The 20,757-nt window shown below is 42.0% G+C and carries 17 protein-coding genes; 10 read left to right on the top strand and 7 right to left on the bottom strand.

Annotated elements, in window-relative coordinates; translation table 11 throughout:
* The first annotated feature begins 68 nt into the window (after nt 1–68).
* Nucleotides 69–1,733: a CHAT domain-containing protein gene (locus O9300_RS17385; RefSeq protein ID WP_287972972.1), complete on the top strand. Its 1,665-nt coding sequence runs from the start codon at nt 69–71 to the stop codon at nt 1,731–1,733.
* Here the strand turns inward: O9300_RS17385 and O9300_RS19555 are convergent, their stop codons facing one another.
* Both O9300_RS19555 and O9300_RS17380 read right to left on the bottom strand, forming a co-directional pair.
* Entirely contained in the window at nt 1,734–1,916 is a 183-nt protein-coding gene (locus tag O9300_RS19555; protein WP_353851569.1) for a hypothetical protein, read from the bottom strand.
* A 148-nt stretch (nt 1,917–2,064) separates the two neighbouring features.
* On the bottom strand, nt 2,065–4,116 hold the full coding sequence (locus O9300_RS17380; RefSeq protein WP_104397469.1) for an NAD(P)H-quinone oxidoreductase subunit 5: 2,052 nt from the start codon (nt 4,114–4,116) through the stop codon (nt 2,065–2,067).
* Between the two features lie 370 nt (nt 4,117–4,486).
* Between O9300_RS17380 and O9300_RS17375 the strand changes: the two genes are divergently transcribed.
* The 3 genes from O9300_RS17375 to O9300_RS17365 all read left to right on the top strand — a co-directional run bounded on the left by O9300_RS17375 (nt 4,487) and on the right by O9300_RS17365 (nt 8,408).
* A complete protein-coding gene (locus O9300_RS17375; RefSeq protein ID WP_002798035.1) occupies nt 4,487–5,473 on the top strand; it encodes an AAA family ATPase in 987 nt (328 codons plus the stop codon).
* Nucleotides 5,474–5,487: 14 nt separating this feature from the next.
* Nucleotides 5,488–7,980, top strand: coding sequence for a S8 family peptidase (locus tag O9300_RS17370; RefSeq protein ID WP_287972971.1), 2,493 nt, complete (start codon nt 5,488–5,490; stop codon nt 7,978–7,980).
* 218 nt (nt 7,981–8,198) lie between these two features.
* Entirely contained in the window at nt 8,199–8,408 is a 210-nt protein-coding gene (locus O9300_RS17365) for a hypothetical protein (protein WP_002761322.1), read from the top strand.
* A gap of 261 nt (nt 8,409–8,669) precedes the next feature.
* On the opposite strand, the gene O9300_RS17360 is transcribed toward O9300_RS17365, so the two are convergent.
* From O9300_RS17360 to gpmI, 3 genes are all read right to left on the bottom strand, one after another.
* A complete protein-coding gene (locus O9300_RS17360; RefSeq protein ID WP_287972970.1) occupies nt 8,670–9,386 on the bottom strand; it encodes a peptidase in 717 nt (238 codons plus the stop codon).
* Nucleotides 9,387–9,620, bottom strand: coding sequence for a preprotein translocase subunit SecG (gene secG, locus O9300_RS17355; protein ID WP_002736485.1), 234 nt, complete (start codon nt 9,618–9,620; stop codon nt 9,387–9,389). It abuts the gene before it with no gap.
* Between the two features lie 505 nt (nt 9,621–10,125).
* A complete protein-coding gene (gene gpmI, locus O9300_RS17350; protein WP_287972968.1) occupies nt 10,126–11,724 on the bottom strand; it encodes a 2,3-bisphosphoglycerate-independent phosphoglycerate mutase in 1,599 nt (532 codons plus the stop codon).
* Between the two features lie 106 nt (nt 11,725–11,830).
* On the opposite strand from gpmI, the gene O9300_RS17345 reads away from it, so the two are divergent.
* From O9300_RS17345 to O9300_RS17320, 6 genes are all read left to right on the top strand, one after another.
* The gene (locus O9300_RS17345) at nt 11,831–12,808 is read left to right on the top strand and encodes a phosphate ABC transporter substrate-binding protein (RefSeq protein WP_190718993.1); all 978 of its coding nucleotides are present in this window, start codon (nt 11,831–11,833) and stop codon (nt 12,806–12,808) included.
* A gap of 392 nt (nt 12,809–13,200) precedes the next feature.
* Complete coding sequence (locus O9300_RS17340) at nt 13,201–13,680, top strand: hypothetical protein (RefSeq protein WP_004161496.1); 480 nt, start codon at nt 13,201–13,203, stop codon at nt 13,678–13,680.
* A complete protein-coding gene (locus O9300_RS17335) occupies nt 13,680–14,321 on the top strand; it encodes a GUN4 domain-containing protein (RefSeq protein WP_353851570.1) in 642 nt (213 codons plus the stop codon). The genes O9300_RS17340 and O9300_RS17335 overlap by 1 nt, the downstream gene beginning before the upstream one ends.
* A 243-nt stretch (nt 14,322–14,564) precedes the next feature.
* Nucleotides 14,565–17,114 carry an SPFH domain-containing protein gene (locus O9300_RS17330; protein ID WP_002798050.1) on the top strand — a complete coding sequence of 850 codons (2,550 nt, stop codon included), beginning with the start codon at nt 14,565–14,567 and terminating at the stop codon, nt 17,112–17,114.
* 70 nt (nt 17,115–17,184) lie between these two features.
* A complete protein-coding gene (locus O9300_RS17325; RefSeq protein WP_190718987.1) occupies nt 17,185–18,396 on the top strand; it encodes a DUF4407 domain-containing protein in 1,212 nt (403 codons plus the stop codon).
* A gap of 230 nt (nt 18,397–18,626) precedes the next feature.
* The gene (locus O9300_RS17320; protein ID WP_012266176.1) at nt 18,627–18,845 is read left to right on the top strand and encodes a hypothetical protein; all 219 of its coding nucleotides are present in this window, start codon (nt 18,627–18,629) and stop codon (nt 18,843–18,845) included.
* Between the two features lie 282 nt (nt 18,846–19,127).
* Here O9300_RS17320 and O9300_RS17315 read toward each other — a convergent pair whose 3' ends face one another.
* A complete protein-coding gene (locus tag O9300_RS17315) occupies nt 19,128–19,409 on the bottom strand; it encodes a BrnA antitoxin family protein (protein WP_287972966.1) in 282 nt (93 codons plus the stop codon).
* Between the two features lie 334 nt (nt 19,410–19,743).
* Complete coding sequence (rpsD, locus tag O9300_RS17310; protein ID WP_002798058.1) at nt 19,744–20,352, bottom strand: 30S ribosomal protein S4; 609 nt, start codon at nt 20,350–20,352, stop codon at nt 19,744–19,746.
* Nucleotides 20,353–20,757: the final 405 nt, after the last annotated feature.

The raw sequence follows: 20,757 nt of genomic DNA, 5'->3' as shown, positions 1-20,757 counted from the left end.
CTCTTCCTTGCCTTTCAGAAATCCTCTAGAATAAGATTCTATAGACTTCAAACTTCTCAATAACCACAATGACCGATGATGCCATCCCTAGTCTAAATTTAGCCATCGCTAGTTTAGCCACGAGTAATAATTTCGCCCGTTGGGTGACGAAAGCACCCCTACCGGGGGGATATGTGCATCATGACTGTGAATGGACCGAGAGTCTAACCACGGAATGGATGGCATGGCAGGAAATGTTCTGTCTGCAAAAAATGCCGACCTTACCGATGTTAGAGCAATTAGAAGCAAATTCTCGACCTAAACTGACTCTTTCGGGAGAAGGCGGCAGTTATGGCGGTCAATTAATGCAGAAACTAGGTATTAGTCTCTGGCAATGGTTATTTCAAGCATCAATTAGTCAAAGTTTCGCCCAAAGTCAGGGAATCGCCCTCGGCAAAAATCAGCCCCTGCGAATTCGCTTGGAATGTCGCAATCCCCATTTAATTCTGCTGCCCTGGGAAATTATGCAGCAAGCAGGTAAACAGGCCATATCTCTGCATCCGAATATACTCTTTAGCCGCACCACCAGCGATGTGGACCCACTGCCACCGATAAAATCGAGTAATAGTCTCAATATTCTCTTAGTTATCGGCGAAAAACAGATTAAAACCGCAGCTAGTTCCCTCAACCTCACCGCCATTAATACGGGTGGAGAAACTAATTCCGACCAGGCACTGGAATCCGAGGCCGCCAATCTCATCCGGGCCATCTCCCCCGGGGGCAGTAGTTCCCCCCCTCAGATTTCCTATTTGGGAGTGAAAGTCAAAGTCGATACCCTAATTCGACCGGGGGCGAAAGAACTAACCCGGGCCTTGGATACGGGTAAATATCAAGCTTTTTTCTACGCTGGTCACGGAATGGCCGCCCCCAATGGCGGTTCCCTATTTCTGCGGCCAGGGGAACAGCTAAATGGGACGGAGTTAGCCCAAGCTTTGGTGAGAAATCAGGTCATTTTAACCGTTTTTAATGCCTGTTGGGGTGCTTATCCCGCTAAATCAGGTCAGGAGATGATCCCCCGCAGCAGTCTGGCGGAAGTCTTGATTCACCATGGCGTTCCCGCAGTTTTGGCCATGCGAGATGCGATCGCTGATCGAGAGGCCTTGAGTTTTATCGAAGTTTTTACCCGCACCCTCTTCGGGTTCAAAGACAAAGAAGCGCAGATGTCCAAGTTGTTTCCCGGTCCGAGAGTCCCTATTGATCAGGCCGTTCGCATCGCCAGGCAGCAATTATTAACCCTCTACAAGTACAATCAACCCGCTTGGACTTTGCCGATTCTCTATATGCACCCAGAATTCGACGGGCAATTGCTGCAAACCCTTGATGAGACTCAATCACCGACGGTTATGCCCAATGTCTCCGGAACCATGCCCGCCGCTTTCTTATACTATCTCGATCGTCCCGAAAGAAAATGGTCAATCCGTGGTGGTGGCATGAATATAGGACGGGACATGGAAAATGATCTACAGATTACTGAAAAATGGGTTAGTAAAAACCATTGTCGGATCATTTGCCGTAAAAAACCCGATGATTCAGACTATCAATACTTTCTCGAAGATTTCTCCCGTTTTGGTACTTTTATCTACCAAGATGGCCACTGGAAACAGGTACATAACCAAGAAGTTCCCCTAGAGTCCGGTTTACAGATTCGCTTCGGCAGTTACCAAGGCCAAATCCTCGCATTTGTGGTCGAATAATTAGGGTTGGCTGAATAAATCTAAAAACCTTGTTGGATAAGACTTTTGGACTTTTTGCCCCTCAAAAAGTGCCAGCCATTGCGGGGATAGGGGGGAAAATTCAGGTACTTTTTCCCTGAAAATTAGGTAGTTGACCACCTGAAAATCGATCAAACCCCACACCCCACACCCCACACCCCACACCCTGCCCCCAGAAAAGCTTTTTCAGCAGCCCCTAAATAGGGTTGGCTGAAAAAGTTTGCTCCCCCTAAATTCCCCTTAAAAAGGGGGAATTAAAGCTGAAAAAAGGGGCTTTGCGCCCCCAAAAATCTTTAGTCAACCGATTAAAAATCTACACCAGACTATAGACAATTACTAAACCCAAAACTGCGGCAAAGACAATTAAAGCGTAGAATTGGGCGCGACCATTTTCGAGGTATTTGAGACCTTCACCACTGACAAGAGTAGCTAAACCGGTTAAATTCACCGCCCCATCGATAACGCGATAATCCACTTCCATAATTTGCCGTGCGAGACGACGACAACCCTGGACAAAAACTCGATCATACAGATTATCAATGTACCATTTGTTCAGGGAAAAACGATACAAAACGGGGAATTTTTCCGCAATAGTTGCGGGGTCAATTTTCTTCTGGAGATACATCAAAGAAGCGACAGTAATCCCGATTAAAGCAATCCCCACCGAATTACCCGCCATAATCAGAAACTCTGTCCAATCAAAAGCATGAACTTCTTCCACCACTTCGTTAGGAACATGAATAAAACCCTCGAAGAAATTCTGCCAAGGTTTACCCACCAAACCGATTAACAAAGAGGGAACCGCTAAAATCATGAGAGGTAAAGTCATAGTAATTGGCGATTCGTGGGGTTCATGGGCATGATGGCCGTGGTTGTCTTCTTCCTGTGCTTCCGAGTCTAATTGCTTAACATTCATTGCCCCCGGTCCAAAAGCTGGAATCGCACCCGCATTGGCTAACAGTCGCCGTTTAATCTCCTTATTAGTCCCTCTAAACTCCCCTTCAAAGGTGTTAAAGTACATCCGGAACATATAAAAAGCTGTTAAACCCGCAGTCCCCCAACCGATTAACCATAAAGCTGGGTTCGCCTCAAAAGCTAAACCGAGAATTTCATCCTTCGACCAGAAACCAGCGAAAGGAGGAATCCCACAGATGGCCAGAGTTCCCACCAGGAAAGTTAGGGCAGTAATGGGCATATACTTGCGTAAACCGCCCATCATCCGCATATCTTGCGCTAAAACTGGCTCATGACCGACCACATCCTCCATACCGTGGATGACCGAACCGGAACCGAGGAACAACATCGCCTTAAAATAAGCGTGGGTCATCAGGTGGAATAACCCCGCACTATAAGCACCGATACCCATAGCCATAACCATGTAACCCAATTGGGAGATGGTGGAATAGGCTAAACCCTTTTTGATATCATTCTGGGTGAGGGCGATACTTGCCCCTAGAAAGGCGGTAAAAGCCCCCGTCCAAGCAATTACCGTCATCGCCGTGGGAATTGGCTCAAAAACAGGATACATCCGGGCAATCAGGAAAACTCCAGCGGCCACCATGGTGGCGGCGTGAATCAGGGCCGAAATCGGGGTCGGACCTTCCATGGCATCTGGTAGCCAGACATGAAGGGGAAATTGGGCTGATTTGGCCACGGGTCCAAGGAAGACTAAAACGGCGAATAATGCCGCTAAACTGCCGGCAATGGCTCCAGAAGAGACTAATTCCTCTAGACGTTCACCCATGATATCAAACTCGAAGCTGCCGGTGGCCCAGAAAAGCCCCAGCATTCCTAGTAATAAGCCAAAATCGCCGACGCGGTTGGTAACAAAGGCTTTTTGACAGGCCTCGGCGGCCGCCGGACGAGTGAACCAGAAACCTACTAGCAGATAGGAACACATCCCCACCAATTCCCAGAAAACGTAGATCTGGACGAGGTTGGGACTGATGACCAAACCGAGCATAGAACTGCTAAAAATGCTCAGATAGGCGTAAAAACGCACATAACCGGGGTCGTGGGCCATGTAACCATCGGTATAAATCATCACCAAAAAGGCCACGGTGGTGACGATAACCGACATTAAAGCGCTGAGGTGATCGATCGTATAACCCATTTTCAGGTGAAAGTTACCCGCCGATGCCCAATCGATCATTTGGTTGTAGGGAGCGTGTCCATTGATTTGACTCCACAGCAGCGCAAAAGACAGCACCATCGACGCGCCGAGGGTAGAAATGATTAATACAGCATTCACCTGTCGCAGACGATTGGTGACTTCATTAAAGGAAATTAAGCCCGCGCCCACTAGGGTAGCGCCTACCAAAGGCAGGACGGGAACTAGCCACGCGTACTGATAAAGCGGTTCCATTCAGTAATACCTAGTTTACAACTTCACACTATTTGGTTTATCTTCATCTATTGTGACATAGGTTAATTCTTAAGAAAGTGTTTATACCTAGTTTTGCTTAATAGGGCGGCGAAAGGTCAAAGGATCTTATCAATTTGGCAGTTTAGCGAGCGGGACGGTAATTTTTAGGGAGAAGCGGTAAAATTATCGAATAACCACGAAAGCAAGGAAACGATTAAATACGGGTTTCTCCTAGCCAATAGGACAATTTATTTAGTACAATTTAACTATACCGATCAAAATTAGTCTAAAAGGGAAATCATTCTTTATATAGTGCCTGTCACAGTTAAAATCATTGAGTATGATGGGGAGTTTAACTTAACGAGGTATCATGTCCACCGCTCGCCATATCCTAGCACTTCTAAAAAGTCATGTAGAAGGAGAAGAGCAGCAATTTTATTCTGCTGCCCTACAGATGGCTGCACACGAAGCAAGACAAGGACATGGTAAGTTAGCCCAAGAAATTCGCGAATTAATTGACCAAGCAAAGGCTAGTAAATCGGTTATTGAAAAAAAATCTGATCCAATTCCTTTAGTACAACCAAAAGGAGATTTAGCCAATCTGGTTTCGGTCAGATATCCCGATATTCGATTATCGGATATGATTTTAACCTCTGACCTTGAATTTAGACTTAAACGAGTATTAACTGAACAAAGACAAGGAAAAAGACTCAGAGAACATAATCTTATGCCTCGTCGAAAGCTGTTGTTAGTAGGTCCACCGGGTTCTGGTAAAACAATGACGGCTGAAGCTTTAGCAGGAGAGCTTAAATTACCTCTATTTACGACTTTGTACGATAGTCTAATGGGCAAGTATATGGGAGAAACGGCTAGTCGTTTAAAAGTGATTTTTGAGGCAATGACAATAACAAAAGGGGTCTATTTTTTTGATGAATTTGATGCGATTGGGACTCAACGTCATAATTCTAACGACGTGGGAGAAATTCGTCGCATTCTCAATTCTTTTTTGATGTTTTTAGAACAAGAGCAAGGGGATAGTTTGATTTTGGCAGCGACTAATCATCCTCAGTTACTAGACAAAGCTCTTTTTAGGCGTTTTGATGATGTAATTGAATATCAGCTTCCCGATGCCGCAATTATTCGTGAATTGATTGAATCTCGTCTTATTTCTTTTGAAATTGACTGGAAAGATTGGTCAAACATTCTTAATCAAGCCAATGGACTCGCTCAAGCTGAAATTGTCAGAGCGACAGATGACGCAGCCAAGCAAGCTGTTTTGTCAAATAGTCAGAAGGTAAGCGAAGATTCTCTGATTTCAGCTATTATGGAACGTAAAGACCTAAACTTCAATGAATAAAACCTAATCCCATAATGTCGCAACGTTCTCGCCGTCTTCCTCACTTGTATCTACGGAATAACGATAAATTTCGTAAAAGCGCCGATTATACTTCACCGCGCTCAGTTAATGCTCCACCAACACCCGATCGGAACAGAATAGAACACGCTGCAAAATTAGAACTTGCTATTGGTGAAGCGATTACGAAAGCTCGTCAACAATTAGAATCCCGTTTATCGGCAATTGCCGTCGGACAACCCGGATTCTATTTAGAATTTCAGGTAACAAAAGATCAAGCGAATGCTTTTGAAAATTTAGGAGATAAACGCAAAAAAATTGAATTAGTTGCTGTTAAGCCTTCTCCTGACCAAGAAAATATAGTTAAGGCTACTGTTTTTGTACCAGAGTCAGCGACAGAATTTTTTGAGAACAAAGTAGAAGAATATCGTGATGAAGAAACAACAAAAGGAAACCCAAAAAATGCAGCCCTAATAACACGACTAGAAAACGTTGAAATTGGTACAGTTCAATCATTATTTACTGATGATCCTGCTTTATTTCCTCAGAATGGACAATCAATATGGTGGGAAGTATGGTTACGTCGTGGACAACTTGAAGACTTCCAAACCATTGCTCAAAGACTCGATATTATGACTAAATTTCATATACATTTTCCCGAAATAACTGTTACTTTAGCTATGGCTAATGTAGAAAAAATACAGCAAGTTCTTCAAAATTCTGATACGGTTGCAGAATTAAGAATTGCTAAAGATACGCCTTCCTTTTTTCTTGATATGAAATTAATTGAAAAGGAGGAATGGGTCGAGGATTTATGGAATCGAACTTTACCTCCTAGAGATAATGCTGTTGCTGTCTGTCTTCTTGATTATGGAGTTAATAGACGACATAAACTGATTGAAAAAGGTCTTGATAGTAGTGATTTATATACTTGTGATCCTAATTGGGGAACTCATGATCCTCATAATACACATGGTACAGAAATGGCGGGTTTAATTCTTTATGATGATTTATTTAATGCTTTACAAACACAAGGATATATAACGCTTATTCACCGGTTAGAATCAGTTAAAATTCTCCCTCCTGTCGGACAAAATGATCCTGAACTTTATGGCGCAATTACAGAGCAAGCAGTCTCTCGTCCAGAAATACAAAATCCCAAGCGAAAACGTATTTTCTGTATGGCTGTAACTAGCGAGCAGCCATCACCAAATTATGGAACTCCCTCCTCATGGTCAGCAGCAATAGATCAACTATCTTTTGGTGAAGATAATTTTAAGCGATTAATCATTATTTCAGCAGGAAATATCAGAGAAGAAATATCTTTATCTGATTATTTAACCCGCAATGATGTGGCAACAATTGAAAACCCAGCACAAGCTTGGAATGCTCTTGTTGTGGGAGCTTACACTGAAAAAGTTAATATCAGTCATCCCGACTTTCAAGGTTGGCAACCTGTAGCTCCTTGGGGTGATTTATCTCCTAAAAGTTGTACTTCTGTTTCTTGGGAAAATCAATGGCCAATTCGTCCTGATATTGTTTGTGAAGGGGGAAATTATGCCTCAGATGGGGAAAATTATGCACAAATGATTGACGATTTATGCTTATTAACAACTGCTCATAGTCATAACTATAAATTGTTTACTTATATGTGTGATACCAGTTGTGCAACTGCACTCGCTAGTTATATGGCAGCTCGAATTCTTTCAGAAAATCCCAAATATTGGCCAGAAACAATACGCGCTTTAATCGTTCATTCAGCCGAATGGACTGTTAGGATGATAGCTAATTTTCCAAAGAAATTGAAGCAGCAAGATAAAAAAAATTTGATTCGTCGCTATGGATATGGTGTTCCTGATTTAGACAGAGCTTTAAAAAGTTCAAATAGTGACTTAACACTGGTTATTGAAGATCAATTGACACCTTTTAAAAAAGATGGTAGTGTCATTAAAACAGACAAAATGAATCTTCATAGCTTACCCTGGCCAAAAGCAAAGCTAGAAGAATTAGGAGAAGCCAAGGTAGAACTGAGAGTAACTTTATCGTATTTTATAGAACCTAATCCAGGGGAGCGAGGTTATAAAAGAAAACACCATTATGCCTCTTATGGACTCAGATTTCAAGTAAAAAAACCTTTAGAGACCGATGACCAATTTCGACATAGAATTAATAAAGCTACCAGAAAAGAAGAAAAAAATATTTCTGGCAGTAAAGAGGAAGATAACTGGTTTTTGGGTCCTCATTTAAGGAGTCAAGGTTCACTTCATTCTGATATATGGACAGGAACGTCCGTCGATTTAGCAAGTAGAGGAATGATAGGAGTTTATCCTGTTGGTGGATGGTGGAAAGAACAAACACAAGAGGAACGCCATGATCAACCTGTTCGCTATACATTAATTGTAACGATTCGAGTACCAGAAATTGAGTGTGATATTTACACCCCTGTATCTAATTTAATTTTAATCAGTCAAGATACACCCACTAACATACCAATAGAAACAGAGATTTAATCTTTACATCGAACTTCATCCATTAAATATATCTCAGGAATTGAGAAAATTGGTAACGATTCTCTGTCAGTTTCCCTACCAACTTTTTCACCTTCCCTCCCCAACAACCCAACTTAATCAGCGCGATTTAGACATGGCTAGAGGAAATAGAGGTTTAGATGAACTAAAGAGTTAGTCAATAGTGGGTAAAATGTTTGTGTGTAGGACATTTTTTCCCCATGACTAAACCCTTAGACTCCCTGAAACAGCCCAATCCCTCGGAAAAAACAGCCCCTAGAGATGATTGGTTAGATAGCGAACTATCTCGTTTAGAAGATTATGAACCTTACGATTGGGGAGAAATAGATCCCTTAATGTTAGGCAAACCCGTACAATATGTTTCTAGTATTGGCTTAGTTGTCGAGGGTGGCAAAGATTGGGGTTGCTGATTTGCAATAGGAATCTTCTTGTGTGGGGTTTTTAAAACCTAGAGCTAAACTAACTTTTGGATAGGATGCACAGTTGGCATTCATAGCTTGAGTCAGCAACACCCCTCCCCAGCAACCCAAGTTAATCAGTGCGATTAAAACATGGCTAGAGGAAATAGAGGTTTAAGCGATGGTTAATCTTCTGGATCTTAGTCAGTTATACTAAGTATATCCATAACTTATACTTTTTAATAGCAGAACCGACTGAAGAGCAATATTTACCTATTCAGGCATTAGATACCCTAGCTGATTCATCTCCCAACCTAACTGAGTTGGCTGCTGATAAACCTTTTTTAAAGTGTTAATATCCCGGCTAGAAATCGGGGCAATATCTCTAGTTTGAGCGAAATACATCACATCCGTCTCCAGGGGACTATGACCCCAAATTCCCAAAGCGTGACCTAATTCGTGCCGCGCTGCCGCTAAGGCCGACCGATCGGCTAAATTAGGACTAATCTGGATACTCATCCGATGAGTTAGGCGATTTTCCTTGACAAAAATCTCGTATTGTGTTACGGCAGAACGCACCCGGGGCAGTTCTAACTTACCCGTTTCGGCATTAAAACGGACTCCCGACGGCGGTAACTCCCGTTTAATGAGGATATCGGCCAATTCTGCCCGATTTACCAACTCCATCGGCAAATACTGCCCCCATTCAGCGATCGCCTGTTGTACCAAACTCAGCCAAGAACTGCGATCGCTGTGAACATAAATCTTCACGGGAAATTGCGACCAAATCAACGCCCCCACGGGACTGATTTCCACGGCATCAAAATAATCCCCGGACTGGTTTTGCTCTTGCCATTGGGCTAAATTAGCGGGTAAAGGATGGGTTTTTAACTCTGGTAGCGATCGACTGTCGGCAATCAGAGAATAGGAAAACAGCAAAAGACTCGCCAAGGCTGCGAGTCCTAGAAAAGAGAACCGACCTCTTAGCATTTAGCGATTTAACCAGCCGGCGCTCAGTACAATAGTTAGGGTGATAAATACCGTCCCCAACGCCCAAGTCACCTGATTTAAGGTTTTTTCCGCCGTTTTTGCGCTGGTAAAAATCTGTGATTGGCCGCCAATACCGCCAATACCATCCCCTTTGGGACTGTGTAATAACACCAAAATCGCCAGAAAGGCCGCCGCCAGCGCCCAAATAATCTGTACTACCAGCACCACTGTCATGATTATTACTCTCTATTTTCCATTACAAAGTATAGCAGTTATCATCAGTTATCAGTTATCAGTTATCAGTTATCAGATGTAAGTTTTAAATTTTTATGGCTCTCTCGGAAATTGGCTGAAAAATGTTCATTATCTTACATTCAAAGATGCCCTACGCCCTTTCTTCGATAAGATTTGCTGATCAGCATAACTACAAGAGAGCGGTTTTTATTGGTCATTTTTCTGCTAATTAGGGCTTGCTGAATAATGGTGAAATATAGACGAGGTAAGGGTTGTAGGGTCTTGTTTCGCGAAACAGGTGCAAGATTTTGAGAGAATCGTGCTTCCAAACCTTGCGTCTTCATCGGCCCGCGTCCTGTAGGGGCGAAGCATTCGGGCAATAACCTATCGGTGAAACCGGAGATTTTCTATCCGAATGCTTCGCCCGTACTTTTTGCCGCAAACCCTAATTAGCCAATTTTTTAATTATTTCCACTGATTACTGATTACTGATTACTGATTACTGTTAAAGCGAGATGCGGACGGGAGTGCGACTGGCTTTAATTTCCACCTCGGCCGGTTTAATCAGCGATCGCCCAGTCATTTCTATCGGGACGGGAATAGCGAGAATTTCCAGGATAGTCGGGGCAATATCAGCTAAACGACCATCATCCCGCAGCTGCACATCGCCACCGTGGCCGGGTATTTTTCTCCCTTCCCCTTCAATTAAAATTAAAGGAACGGGATTAGTCGTGTGGGCGGTCCAAGGATTACCCGACTCATCCACCATCGTTTCCGCGTTACCGTGGTCGGCAGTGATTAACACTGTTCCCCCCAATTTATTGATGCTACTTAACAACTTAGCCAAGCATAGATCCACCGTTTCCACTGCTTTCATGGCCGCGTCTAAAATGCCCGTATGACCCACCATATCGGGGTTAGCGTAATTGACTACCACGAGACTATAGATCCCCTGTTCGATCGCCCCACAGACCGATGTTGTCACCGCGGCTGCCGACATGGCCGGAGCTTGGTCATAGGTGGCGACTTTCGGACTAGGAATTAATTCGCGCACTTCTCCCTCAAAGGGTTTTTCTAATCCCCCATTAAAAAAGTAGGTGACGTGGGGATATTTTTCGGTTTCCGCACAACGAAACTGTTTTAATCCCTGTTGAGCGATCACCTGTCCTAAAATATTATTTAAATTCTGGGGAGCAAAGGCCACATCTACCGGTAATTTCGGATCGTATTGGGTGAAAGTAACAAAACTAAGCGGAGAAATTAAATCTCGATCGAAATCTTCAAAATCGGGCATAGTCAGGGCATAACATAACTGTCTAGCTCGATCGGGACGGAAATTATAGAATATCACCCCATCGCCCGCTTCGATCGCCCCCGGTGCAATTCTGGTGGGGGGAATAAATTCATCGGTAATATTTTGATCATAAAATGCCTGTAATACTTCAGTAATCGATCGCCCGTCAATACCTTGATCACTGGTCATCACGTTATAGGCTTTTTCCACCCGATCCCAACGGCGATCCCGATCCATGGCATAATAACGGCCACTGAGAGTCACCATGCGACCGAGTTTGATTTTATTAATATGTTCTTGAATCCGTTTAATCGCCGGCATTCCGTCGGTGACATTAGTATCGCGACCATCGGTGATGACATGAATGCAGACATCGCTAATCCCTTGCACTTTCGCTAAGTCTAATAATCCCAGTAAGTGATCGAGATGGGAATGGACTCCCCCCTCGGAACATAAACCAATCAGGTGTAATTTGCTTTTTTTGGGGCGAATCTCGGCGCAGAGTTTTAATAAAGCCTGATTTTGTTGAATCGAACCATCTTCGATCGCATCGGAAATCCGTACTAACTCCTGTGGTACAACCCGCCCCGCCCCGATATTTAGGTGGCCAACTTCCGAGTTGCCCATCTGTCCTTCTGGTAGTCCCACATCCTTAGCGGAGGTGCGGATTAAGGTGTGGGGATAAACTTCCCAGAGACTATCCATAATCGGGGTTTTCGCCATTGCGATCGCATTATCCGACCTTTGCGGGCGATAACCCCAACCATCAAGGATAACCAGTACGACTGGGGATATAGGTGCGTGGGTCATGATATACAGTCCTAAATTAAGAGTGGATTTCCATGCACTAAGATAATATCATCGAAACTTCCATTGATCACCGGTGTCGAGGCGATCGACCCCCTAATGTCAGCAAATGATGGGTATGTCTCAAAAAAACGAAACAACTGCTTTAATAATCGCTCTTTTAGCCACTGCGGGCATTTTAGGTGGAGGTTACTTCTGGCTGCAAAGTCAATGTGCTGCGGGTCAAGAATTCTTTCTCTGTGGCAGCAGTAAAAGTCCGCAAAAATCCCCAACATCGGGAAGTGCCTCCTCTCCCCTACCCCCTCCCCCTTCCCCCCAGGAAGTGGTCAGTTTTGCCCCACCGACTTCTATCCCCAGTGGCACGACAATTCGCATTAACGGCTCTACCAGTATGGTACAGATTAATCAAGCCTTAAAAGCCGCTTTAACGGCCAAATTTCAGGGGGTAGAGGTCTTGACAAATGCTCAAGGATCTGATAAGGGATTAGAGGAAGTAGCCCGGGGGGCGATCGATATTGCGGCGGTGTCACGACCTTTAACCGAGTCGGAACGCTCTCAGGGATTGGCTTCTAGTCCGATCGTTCGAGATGCGATCGCTATTGTGGTGGGAGTAAAAAACCCCTTTGCAGGGGGGTTAACCACTACCCAAGTTAAAGATATTTTTACCGGAAAAATCACCTCTTGGTCGGAGGTGGGCGGTTCTGCTGCTACTATTCAAGTGATTAATCGTCCCCCTATTAGTGGCACTTATCAAAGTTTTCGTCAGGAAGTCCTGCAAGGGGGAGAATTTGGTACGGGAACTAATTTTAAAATGATGGATAGGGATGCCACCACCCCAATTTTGCGAGTTTTGGGACTGAATGGCATTAGTTACGCAACCTATAGCCAAATTGCCGACCAAAAAACCGTCAGGGCGCTCGCTGTGGACGGAATTTCAGCCAGTGAACCTAATTATCCCTGGCAGCGTACCCTTTACTACGTTTACAAAGAACCTGCTAGTGAAGCAGTCAAAGCTTTTATGGGTTTTGTGTCCTCTAGTGGTGGTCAAGAAGCGATTTTTCGGGCTAATGAAGACCTACAAAAGTAGTCAGCGAGAATATCTGAAAATCTGGGAAATTTTACCTAAAATGTCGGATGAATGCCCCCGCTACATTTTTCGACTGTATAAAGACTAGACACCTCCAATTCTAATTAGCTAGAATTGCCCCAAGGCCCGCTAATTGTTATTGTGAGATTATGACTGGGAGACAAAAAAACCCTACTTATACTCTTTGGGACACAGAGAGTCTGCCTCGGTGATAGGAAACTATTACGCCAGTTAGTGCCTTCTTTAGGGAAGAGCAAAACCTGCGGAGGCTGAGTAAGACCAAAGCTAAGGAACCACTTGGCGGAGGCATTGGCCGATGAAAGAGGAAGCCCTCGCTTTTAGCGACGAGTATGTCACTATTACCAGACTAATTGAAGGTGAAGAATTAAGCTATGAACAAAAATCGTCTGAATGAGATTGAGTCCCATCTTAAACTGCTTTATGAACAAAGAAGGGAGACGGAAGAGGCTATTATTACGGCTCCAGCAGGTGGTAAAACAATCCTGAAACAGCAACTTCGGTTACAAATTCTTAAACCCATTCGAGATTATGAACAGGAATATTGGCAAATTATCGCTGGTCAGTCTAATTTAGTTAAAATCTCAGAAGCAGACGCAGAAGTTGTTATCGCCGAATTTGTGGAAGGAGTCGGACAACTTCGGGGAGAAAATGCAGAAGTTATAGAATATTTGCAAAAAATCCTCGCTAAAGTCGAAGAACCCGGTCCAACAGCCGCCGCTAAACTTAAAGCGGTTGTTTCTTCGATTCCTCCTTTTGTGGGAATTTCCTACGAGGCTGAGTTGGACACGGAAAATTTCTTAAATCGCCATTTTCCTACTTTGATGAAGGCGGTGCAACGCCTAAAAAAGTAATAGGGCAGGATGTCTCATCAGCCCAACAAAAAGAAACTCCTCAAAATATTTCATCAAAAACAATTCTGGTATTAGCGTCTAGTCCAGCGGCTGAAGCAAGATTACGGCTAGATCAAGAGGACAGACCTGAACCACAAGAAGGTTACGAACAGCTTTCAATTTATTTAGATAAAGAAAACTGGAAAGAAGCGGACAAAGAAACAATGCAGATTCTGCTTCGTATTGCCGATACAACTGAAAGAAGAGGAAGGCTAAAACCAACTCAAAAAGGTTGGCTAACAGACGAAAACGTTAAAAAAATTCCAATTGAAAGCCTACAAAAAATAAATAATTTGTGGTTGGCGGCAAGTGATGGTAAATTCGGTTACAGTGTACAAAAGAAAATCTGGCTGGACGTTACTCAGGTTGAATCCATTGACCATTCACAAGTCAGCTATAATATATTATTTGGTGATTTTGCCGATAAAGTTGGTTGGCAGGTAGAGGGGCATTGGCTATTGAGTTATGATAGCTTTGATTTTTCCAGACGTGCGCCCGATGGACATTTACCGACTTTTTGGTTTCCTGGTAGTAGCTGTGATCTGGACACACAAAGAAGGATATTCAAGTTTTTTCTTTCTTATCAAAAATTTCCTGAATAGGGAGGTGAAAAATGTCTTTTGATATAATTGAAATTCCGTCGGGTAAAATTGGTCTAGTCGAAGCCAAAAAAAGAAAAAGCCACTTCTGAGATTATTGAGTGGTGTGAGCGTTATCACATCAATATCGAAAAAAATAAAGAATTAATGAGCTTATTTTTCTTTAGAGACACAGAGGAGATGTGATTTCTCTTAAAATCAAAAACCTTAGACTTTTAAAAAATACAACAAAAGGAGACAAAACCAATGGTTTTTATTAATATCAAAGAAGATGAAGTAGGCATTGTTTATAAACGATTTGGTCGTCCCTTGCCTGCGGGTCGTCGAGTTGCTCTCAATGGAGAAAGTGGTTTACAAGCGGAGGTGCTTACCCCTGGACGGCATTTGAGTTTGCCTAATGTGGAAATTCGCATTGCTAAGGCAATTGTGATTGCTTCTGATCAGGTGGGATTAGTGGATGCAAAAGACGGGGCAAGCTTACCTCCAGGAGAAAACTTTGGAAAAGTTGTCGAGTGTAACGATTTTCAAGATGCTAGGGCATTTATTCGCAATGGTGGACAAAAAGGAAAACAACGAGCTATTTTGACTAATGGTACTTATTATATTAATACTGAGCTATTCTCTGTTGAGATTGTTAATTTTATTCGTATCCGTGAAGACGAAGTAGGACTCGTGGAAGCTAGAGATGGTAAACCTCTACCGCCAGGTCAAGCCTTTGCCAAGTTTGTAGAATGCAATAATTTTCAAAATGCCCAAGCTTTTTGGGACAATGGTGGTCAAAGTGGTAAACAACTGACAATTTTAACCGCCAATACCTATCAGATTAATACCAATATCTTTAAAGTAAAAAGGGTAAAATGTATTCGCATTGCGGAGGATCAAGTGGGATTGGTTCGGGCTACCTTTGGCAAGCCGTTACCCACAACCCGAACCTTTGGTAAGGTTGTTGAATGCAATAATTTTCAAGATGCTCAAGCTTTTATCAGTGGTGGTGGTGAAAGTGGTAAACAATTAGCCTTTTTAACACCTGGAACCTATCAAATTAATACCGATTTGTTTGAAATTAAAATTGATTCAGTCACTAAAATTCCCCAAGGAGAAATTGGCTTAGTTGTGGCTACCGATGGGTCAACCCGTCCCGAAGATAGGAATTTAGGCAAAGTTGTTGAATGCCAAAATTTTGAAGATGCTGAAGCTTTTATTAAAAATGGTGGTGAAAGTGGCAAACAGTTGGCAGTTCTACCTGCGAGGACTTATCAGATCAACACTGACTTGTTTACTGTTATTACTTCTGCTAATGCCACTCAGTACAATGTAAACCCTGAAGAATTAAAGGTTTATACTGTGGGCAAAGACAAAATCGGTATTGTTACGACACTTGAAGGAAAAACCCTTCCTGAAGGGGAAATTGCTGGGAATACAATTAAAGGTCATGATAATTTTCAGAAACCCCAAAAGTTTATCGAAGCTGGGGGCTATAAAGGCTTACAGGAAGAATTTTTACAGGAAGGTTCCTGGACTCTCAATCCCTGGTTTGTTCGTGTTGAACAAGTACCATTAGTTGAAATTCTTGCCGAACAAGTCGGGGTGATTATTTCCTCTGTCGGCAAAGATAACGAGTCAAAAAATGATGATCGACTTTCAGAAGAAGGGGAAAAAGGCATACAGCGCAAACCTCTTCTGCCAGGCAAGTATGCGATGAACAGAAGAATTAAAAGTGTTCATGTTGTTCCGACAAACGAAATTATTTTGAATTGGTCTAAATCAGAAGAAAAACCAGAGTTAAACTACGACAAAAATCTTAATCCGTTGCAACTTCGATCAAAAGACGGCTTTGTTTTTCAATTGGAATTGACTCAGACTATCTACATTGCGACAAAAAATGCCCCTACAATGATTCTTAAGGTTGGTGCTCAACCGATTGATGCGTTGAAACCATCACACTCTAACCCTATTGATGAGAATGAGCAAAAAGTTTTTAAATCTTCTGCCATCAGAAATTTAGTTAGTAAAGTTCTAAGCCCTATTGTTGAATCTTATTTTCAGGTTTCGGCTCAAGGATATAACGCACTTGATTTTTTACATGACAGAGGACAAATACAAAGAAACGCATCGGACTATATTAAAATGGCTCTTGAATCTTATGGTGTGCAGTCAATCCAGACATTGATTACAGACATTGATTTGCCTGATGAATTGGAGGAGCTATTAAGAGAACGTCAAATTCTGCAACAACAAGCCGAAAACTATAAACAACAAGAGTTAACTGAACAAGCCCGTCAGTCTCTCATCAAACAGCAAGAGGAAAACAAAGCTCAAGTCAAATTAGTTGAGGCTCAAAGTAATTTAGAGGTAGCAACTCTTAATGCTAAAGCTAAACTTGAGGAATCAAAAGCAGATGCACAAATTCAACAAGAAAAAGATGAGCTTGAGTTAAAGCGGATGCGAGAAGAATCTGACATGAAAACCGAAGACGAGAAAATTGAGTCTGCTATTCGTATGCAAGAATTTCGTGATCGAGTTGAAACACTCGGCCCTGAGATTTATGCTCAGTTAGAATCAGAAGGGAAATGGGCTGAGGCATACGCCAACACCCAAATTAAACTTCCAGAAGTGTTTATTGGTGCTAGTAGCGGTGGTGGTAATACTTCTGGTGGTGGAGGGATTGTTGAAGCCAGTGCTATGCAGATGGCGTTCCTAGAAATCTTAAGAGACTCCCTGAAATCAAAAAGACAAAATGAGCAAATTAATATGTCACGAGAATATGAGATTCTCCCCCCTTCTGAAAATGATTAAATTCAGAGAGCGTTAATTCCTTTATTTTTGCTCTGAATTAAGAAGTATAACCATTAACTAAGGTAATCAAGTGCCAACTAAAACACGACTCAATTCTGTACAAAAACTTTTAATCTGGTCTGCTGGTGCAGATCAAGAAATTTTGTCTCAAGAAAGCTGCCGCACAGAAAGGTATAAATATGAGTCTATCGGCACCACCGTTATTCTCACGGCAATAATGGCTTTTTGTTCAGGAGGCTATGCACTTTTTACGGTTTTTGGCTCTTTAACAATTTCAATTTCTTTGGGTTTTATTTGGGGTAGCATAATTTTTAACTTAGATCGCTTTTTTATCCTTACAGCTAGTCAAAATAAGTCTTCATCAAAACTACAATTTTGGGTAGGAGCCGCCACTCGCTTAAGCATAGCAATTCTTTTAGGTTTTATCGTTGCTAAACCTCTAGAGTTAAGATTGTTTGAGAGTGAAATAAATCAAAAAATTAGCCAACAAAGAAGAGAAAGAGAAAGAGAAGAAAGCAGAAAAGATCAAGATACTCCAGATGTCAAAAGGATCAATAAAATCAATGAAGAGATTGACAATCTCACAAGAGAAAAAAATCAAGCTTCAGACGCTTTACAAAAAGCTCGTATAGATGCGATAGAAGAAATAAAAGGTAAAGGTGTGACAGGTAAACCCGGTGTCGGTACTATTGCAAAAGAAAGACAAAAAAATGTAGAAACAATAGAAAAAAGTGTTACTTTTTTGGATAGTAGAATCCAAGATTTACTCAAGGAAAAAAATAGTTTAATCAAAAAACAACAATCAAGTTTGAGTATCAAGACACCGCAGAAAAAGGAATGGCAAGAAGGAAGTCTTTTAGATCGTATCTCAGCCCTAGAAGCATTATCGAAAGATGATCCTGCTATTGCTATTACAAATAAATTAATTACTCTGTTATTAATTATTATTGAAATTGCTCCAGTTTTGGTAAAAATCTTGTCGAAAGAAGGTCTTTATGAAAAACTGCTTGAGAAAGAAACTATCGATAGAATGAATCAAGAAAATCTTGGCAAAATGGCAGAAAAAGAACTCTCAAAAATGAAAGAACTAAAAAATTTTCAGCTAAATATTGAAGCTTTAATGATTGAATATATCCGACTTAGAGAAAGAAATAAAGAAAAAATCGAAGATATACAAATGAATAAAGCAAAAAATATTTATCAGCAACATGATGAAGAAACTGCTAACTTTATTAAGTTATGTAGAGAGCGAGTAAATAATTATGAAGATTTAGTAGATTAAACTTTATCTTAAGATAAAGATAATGAGATTTTTAAAGATCAATAATAATCTCTAGAATTGCTATATCCTATGATTTTGAAATAGTGATTGCATTTTTTTAATAACTACCAATTAATCAGCGATCGCAGTTTTAGCTCCTGCGATTGATTTTAACACTCGTACTATCAAGGTAGTGGGTTAGCAGTCAAGCTATAGTTAGCCAACGAACACAAAACAGCCAAAAAACGATGATGCAATACAAAGGCTATGAAGCTGTGATTGAATACGACGAGAGCGATCGCTTATTTTTTGGTCGTGTCATCAACATAGAAGATATTATCGTTTTTGATGGTCTTTCCGTTGATGAACTAGAACAGGCTTTTAAAACTGTTATTGAACAATACTTAGCGGATTGTCAAACCCTTAATAAAAACCCTAATCAACCGACTTATCCCTTATCTTCTCATTAGTTAGGAGGCGATTGCGTTTTGTGGTGAGTGATTAGGCGATCGCCTATAATAATTAGGATTATTGTCAAGTTCAGGCGCTAGGACTACCACAAACAATCAAGAAAGAAGAAACCGGTTGATGATGAAAGAAATCATTCCTTTCCATCAACGACTAAATTCTAGATTAAATAAACAAAAAATTACCATATTACAAGTTAATTTAGGCAAACGATGCAATTGAGCTTGTAATCATTGCCCATTTATAACCGCTTCTTCGAGGTTCTTTACTCGGCAGATAATCGGCTATGGCGATTGATGTTTGACGTAGGTTCGTAATACATCATTAATTAGGTCGTGATAGCTCTTTTCTTGAGCATGATTCCTAAACCACTCAAGGATTTCTGAATCCAACCTGATACTAATTTGCTCTGTTTGTGGATTTGGTTTGACCAGTTTAGCATTCTTGAAAAATTCATCATCTAGAGGAGGAATATCTGAATAATCAATATTCTCATCGGACATTTGCATAAATTTCTCTTGTCGCTCTTTAAGAGGCATATCAAGGGAAAATTCAGGGTTGCTCATAGCGTTTTCTCTAGAGCAGGGAGCATCTCATTTATGCAAGTGAGTAATTATACTTATCCATAAAACTGGTTTCTAGCAAGGCTTTCAAAATAGCTTGACATAAAAACCTGATTTAGGGGTTACAAAGGTGAGATGCTCCCTTAGAGCATCGGTTTTTGAGAATTGTCTATATACAAAGTCAGCATTCATGAGGGGAACCCTGGGGCGAATTACTTCGCCCCTTTAAAAGCCCCGTCTCATCGCACTAAGCGCTTCGGGTCTTCGCCCCGACATTTGAGATAAAATAAGGACGCTGCCACTTGCGTCCTCAAGGTATCTGGAAAAGGCTTTTTTCCTAGACTTTCCGAGAGTAGTATTCCACTACTAACAGTTCATTAATCGAGAGGGCAATCCATTCTCTTTCCACAACGCCATTCACTTTGCCCACAAGGGTGTTTTTGTCAAATTCCAAATGACTCGGCAGGTTGGCTAAACCGGGGTATTCCATATTTCTTTTGACTAGATCCTGGGAACGCTCTTGATTTCTAACTCCAATCACATCACCCGGACGGCACTGATAACTGGCAATATCCACAACTCTACCGTTAACGGTGACGTGACCGTGATTGACTAATTGTCGCGCCCCCGGAATTGTCCCAGCCATACCGAGACGGAAAACGGTATTATCCAGACGCATTTCTAAGAGTTGCAGCAGCACTTGACCAGTGGAACCGGTAGCCCGGCGAGCTTTGCGGACATAGCGAATTAATTGTTTCTCGCTGACACCGTAGTTAAAACGCAGTTTTTGTTTTTCTTCTAGACGAATGGCATATTCTGAACGTTTTTTGCGGGCCTGGCCATGTTGCCCGGGTGCATAGGCACGACGGGCATTTTTACGGGTTAAGCCTGGTAATTCCCCTAAACGACGCACAACGCGCAAGCGCGGTCCTCTATAACGAGACATACAGACAGTCTGCTCCTATTTAAATTTATCCCAAAACTATTATCGTAGCACAAATTAAGTGATTTAGTTGGCGTGTGGGGAGATGGGGAGAGGGGAGAACGGAGTGGGATGATGGGGTGTGGGGTGTGGGGTGTGGGGTGTGGGGAGAATAAATAAAAGCAATCTCCTGAATACTGACTCCCGACTCGGAGAATACTGATCACTGATTACTGATTACTGATTACTGATCACTGATTCAAGCCTGACGGCAGCTGATGTATTTTTTTCATCGGAAATTTTGGGTCTGAAACCCCGCCGTTCTAGGTTGGCTTTACGTTAGAATTAAAAAGCCAGTCTCGAAAACCAAGTGGACGGCGCAGCACCTTGAAAACTCGGCTTAGGGGGTTCCGACCAGAAAAGCTTGGC

This window comes from Microcystis sp. LE19-195.1E (genome assembly GCF_027532095.1).
Lineage (GTDB): Bacteria > Cyanobacteriota > Cyanobacteriia > Cyanobacteriales > Microcystaceae > Microcystis > Microcystis aeruginosa.
The sequence above is the reverse complement of the archived record's forward strand: the minus strand, read 5'-3'. Positions and strand labels throughout refer to the sequence as shown.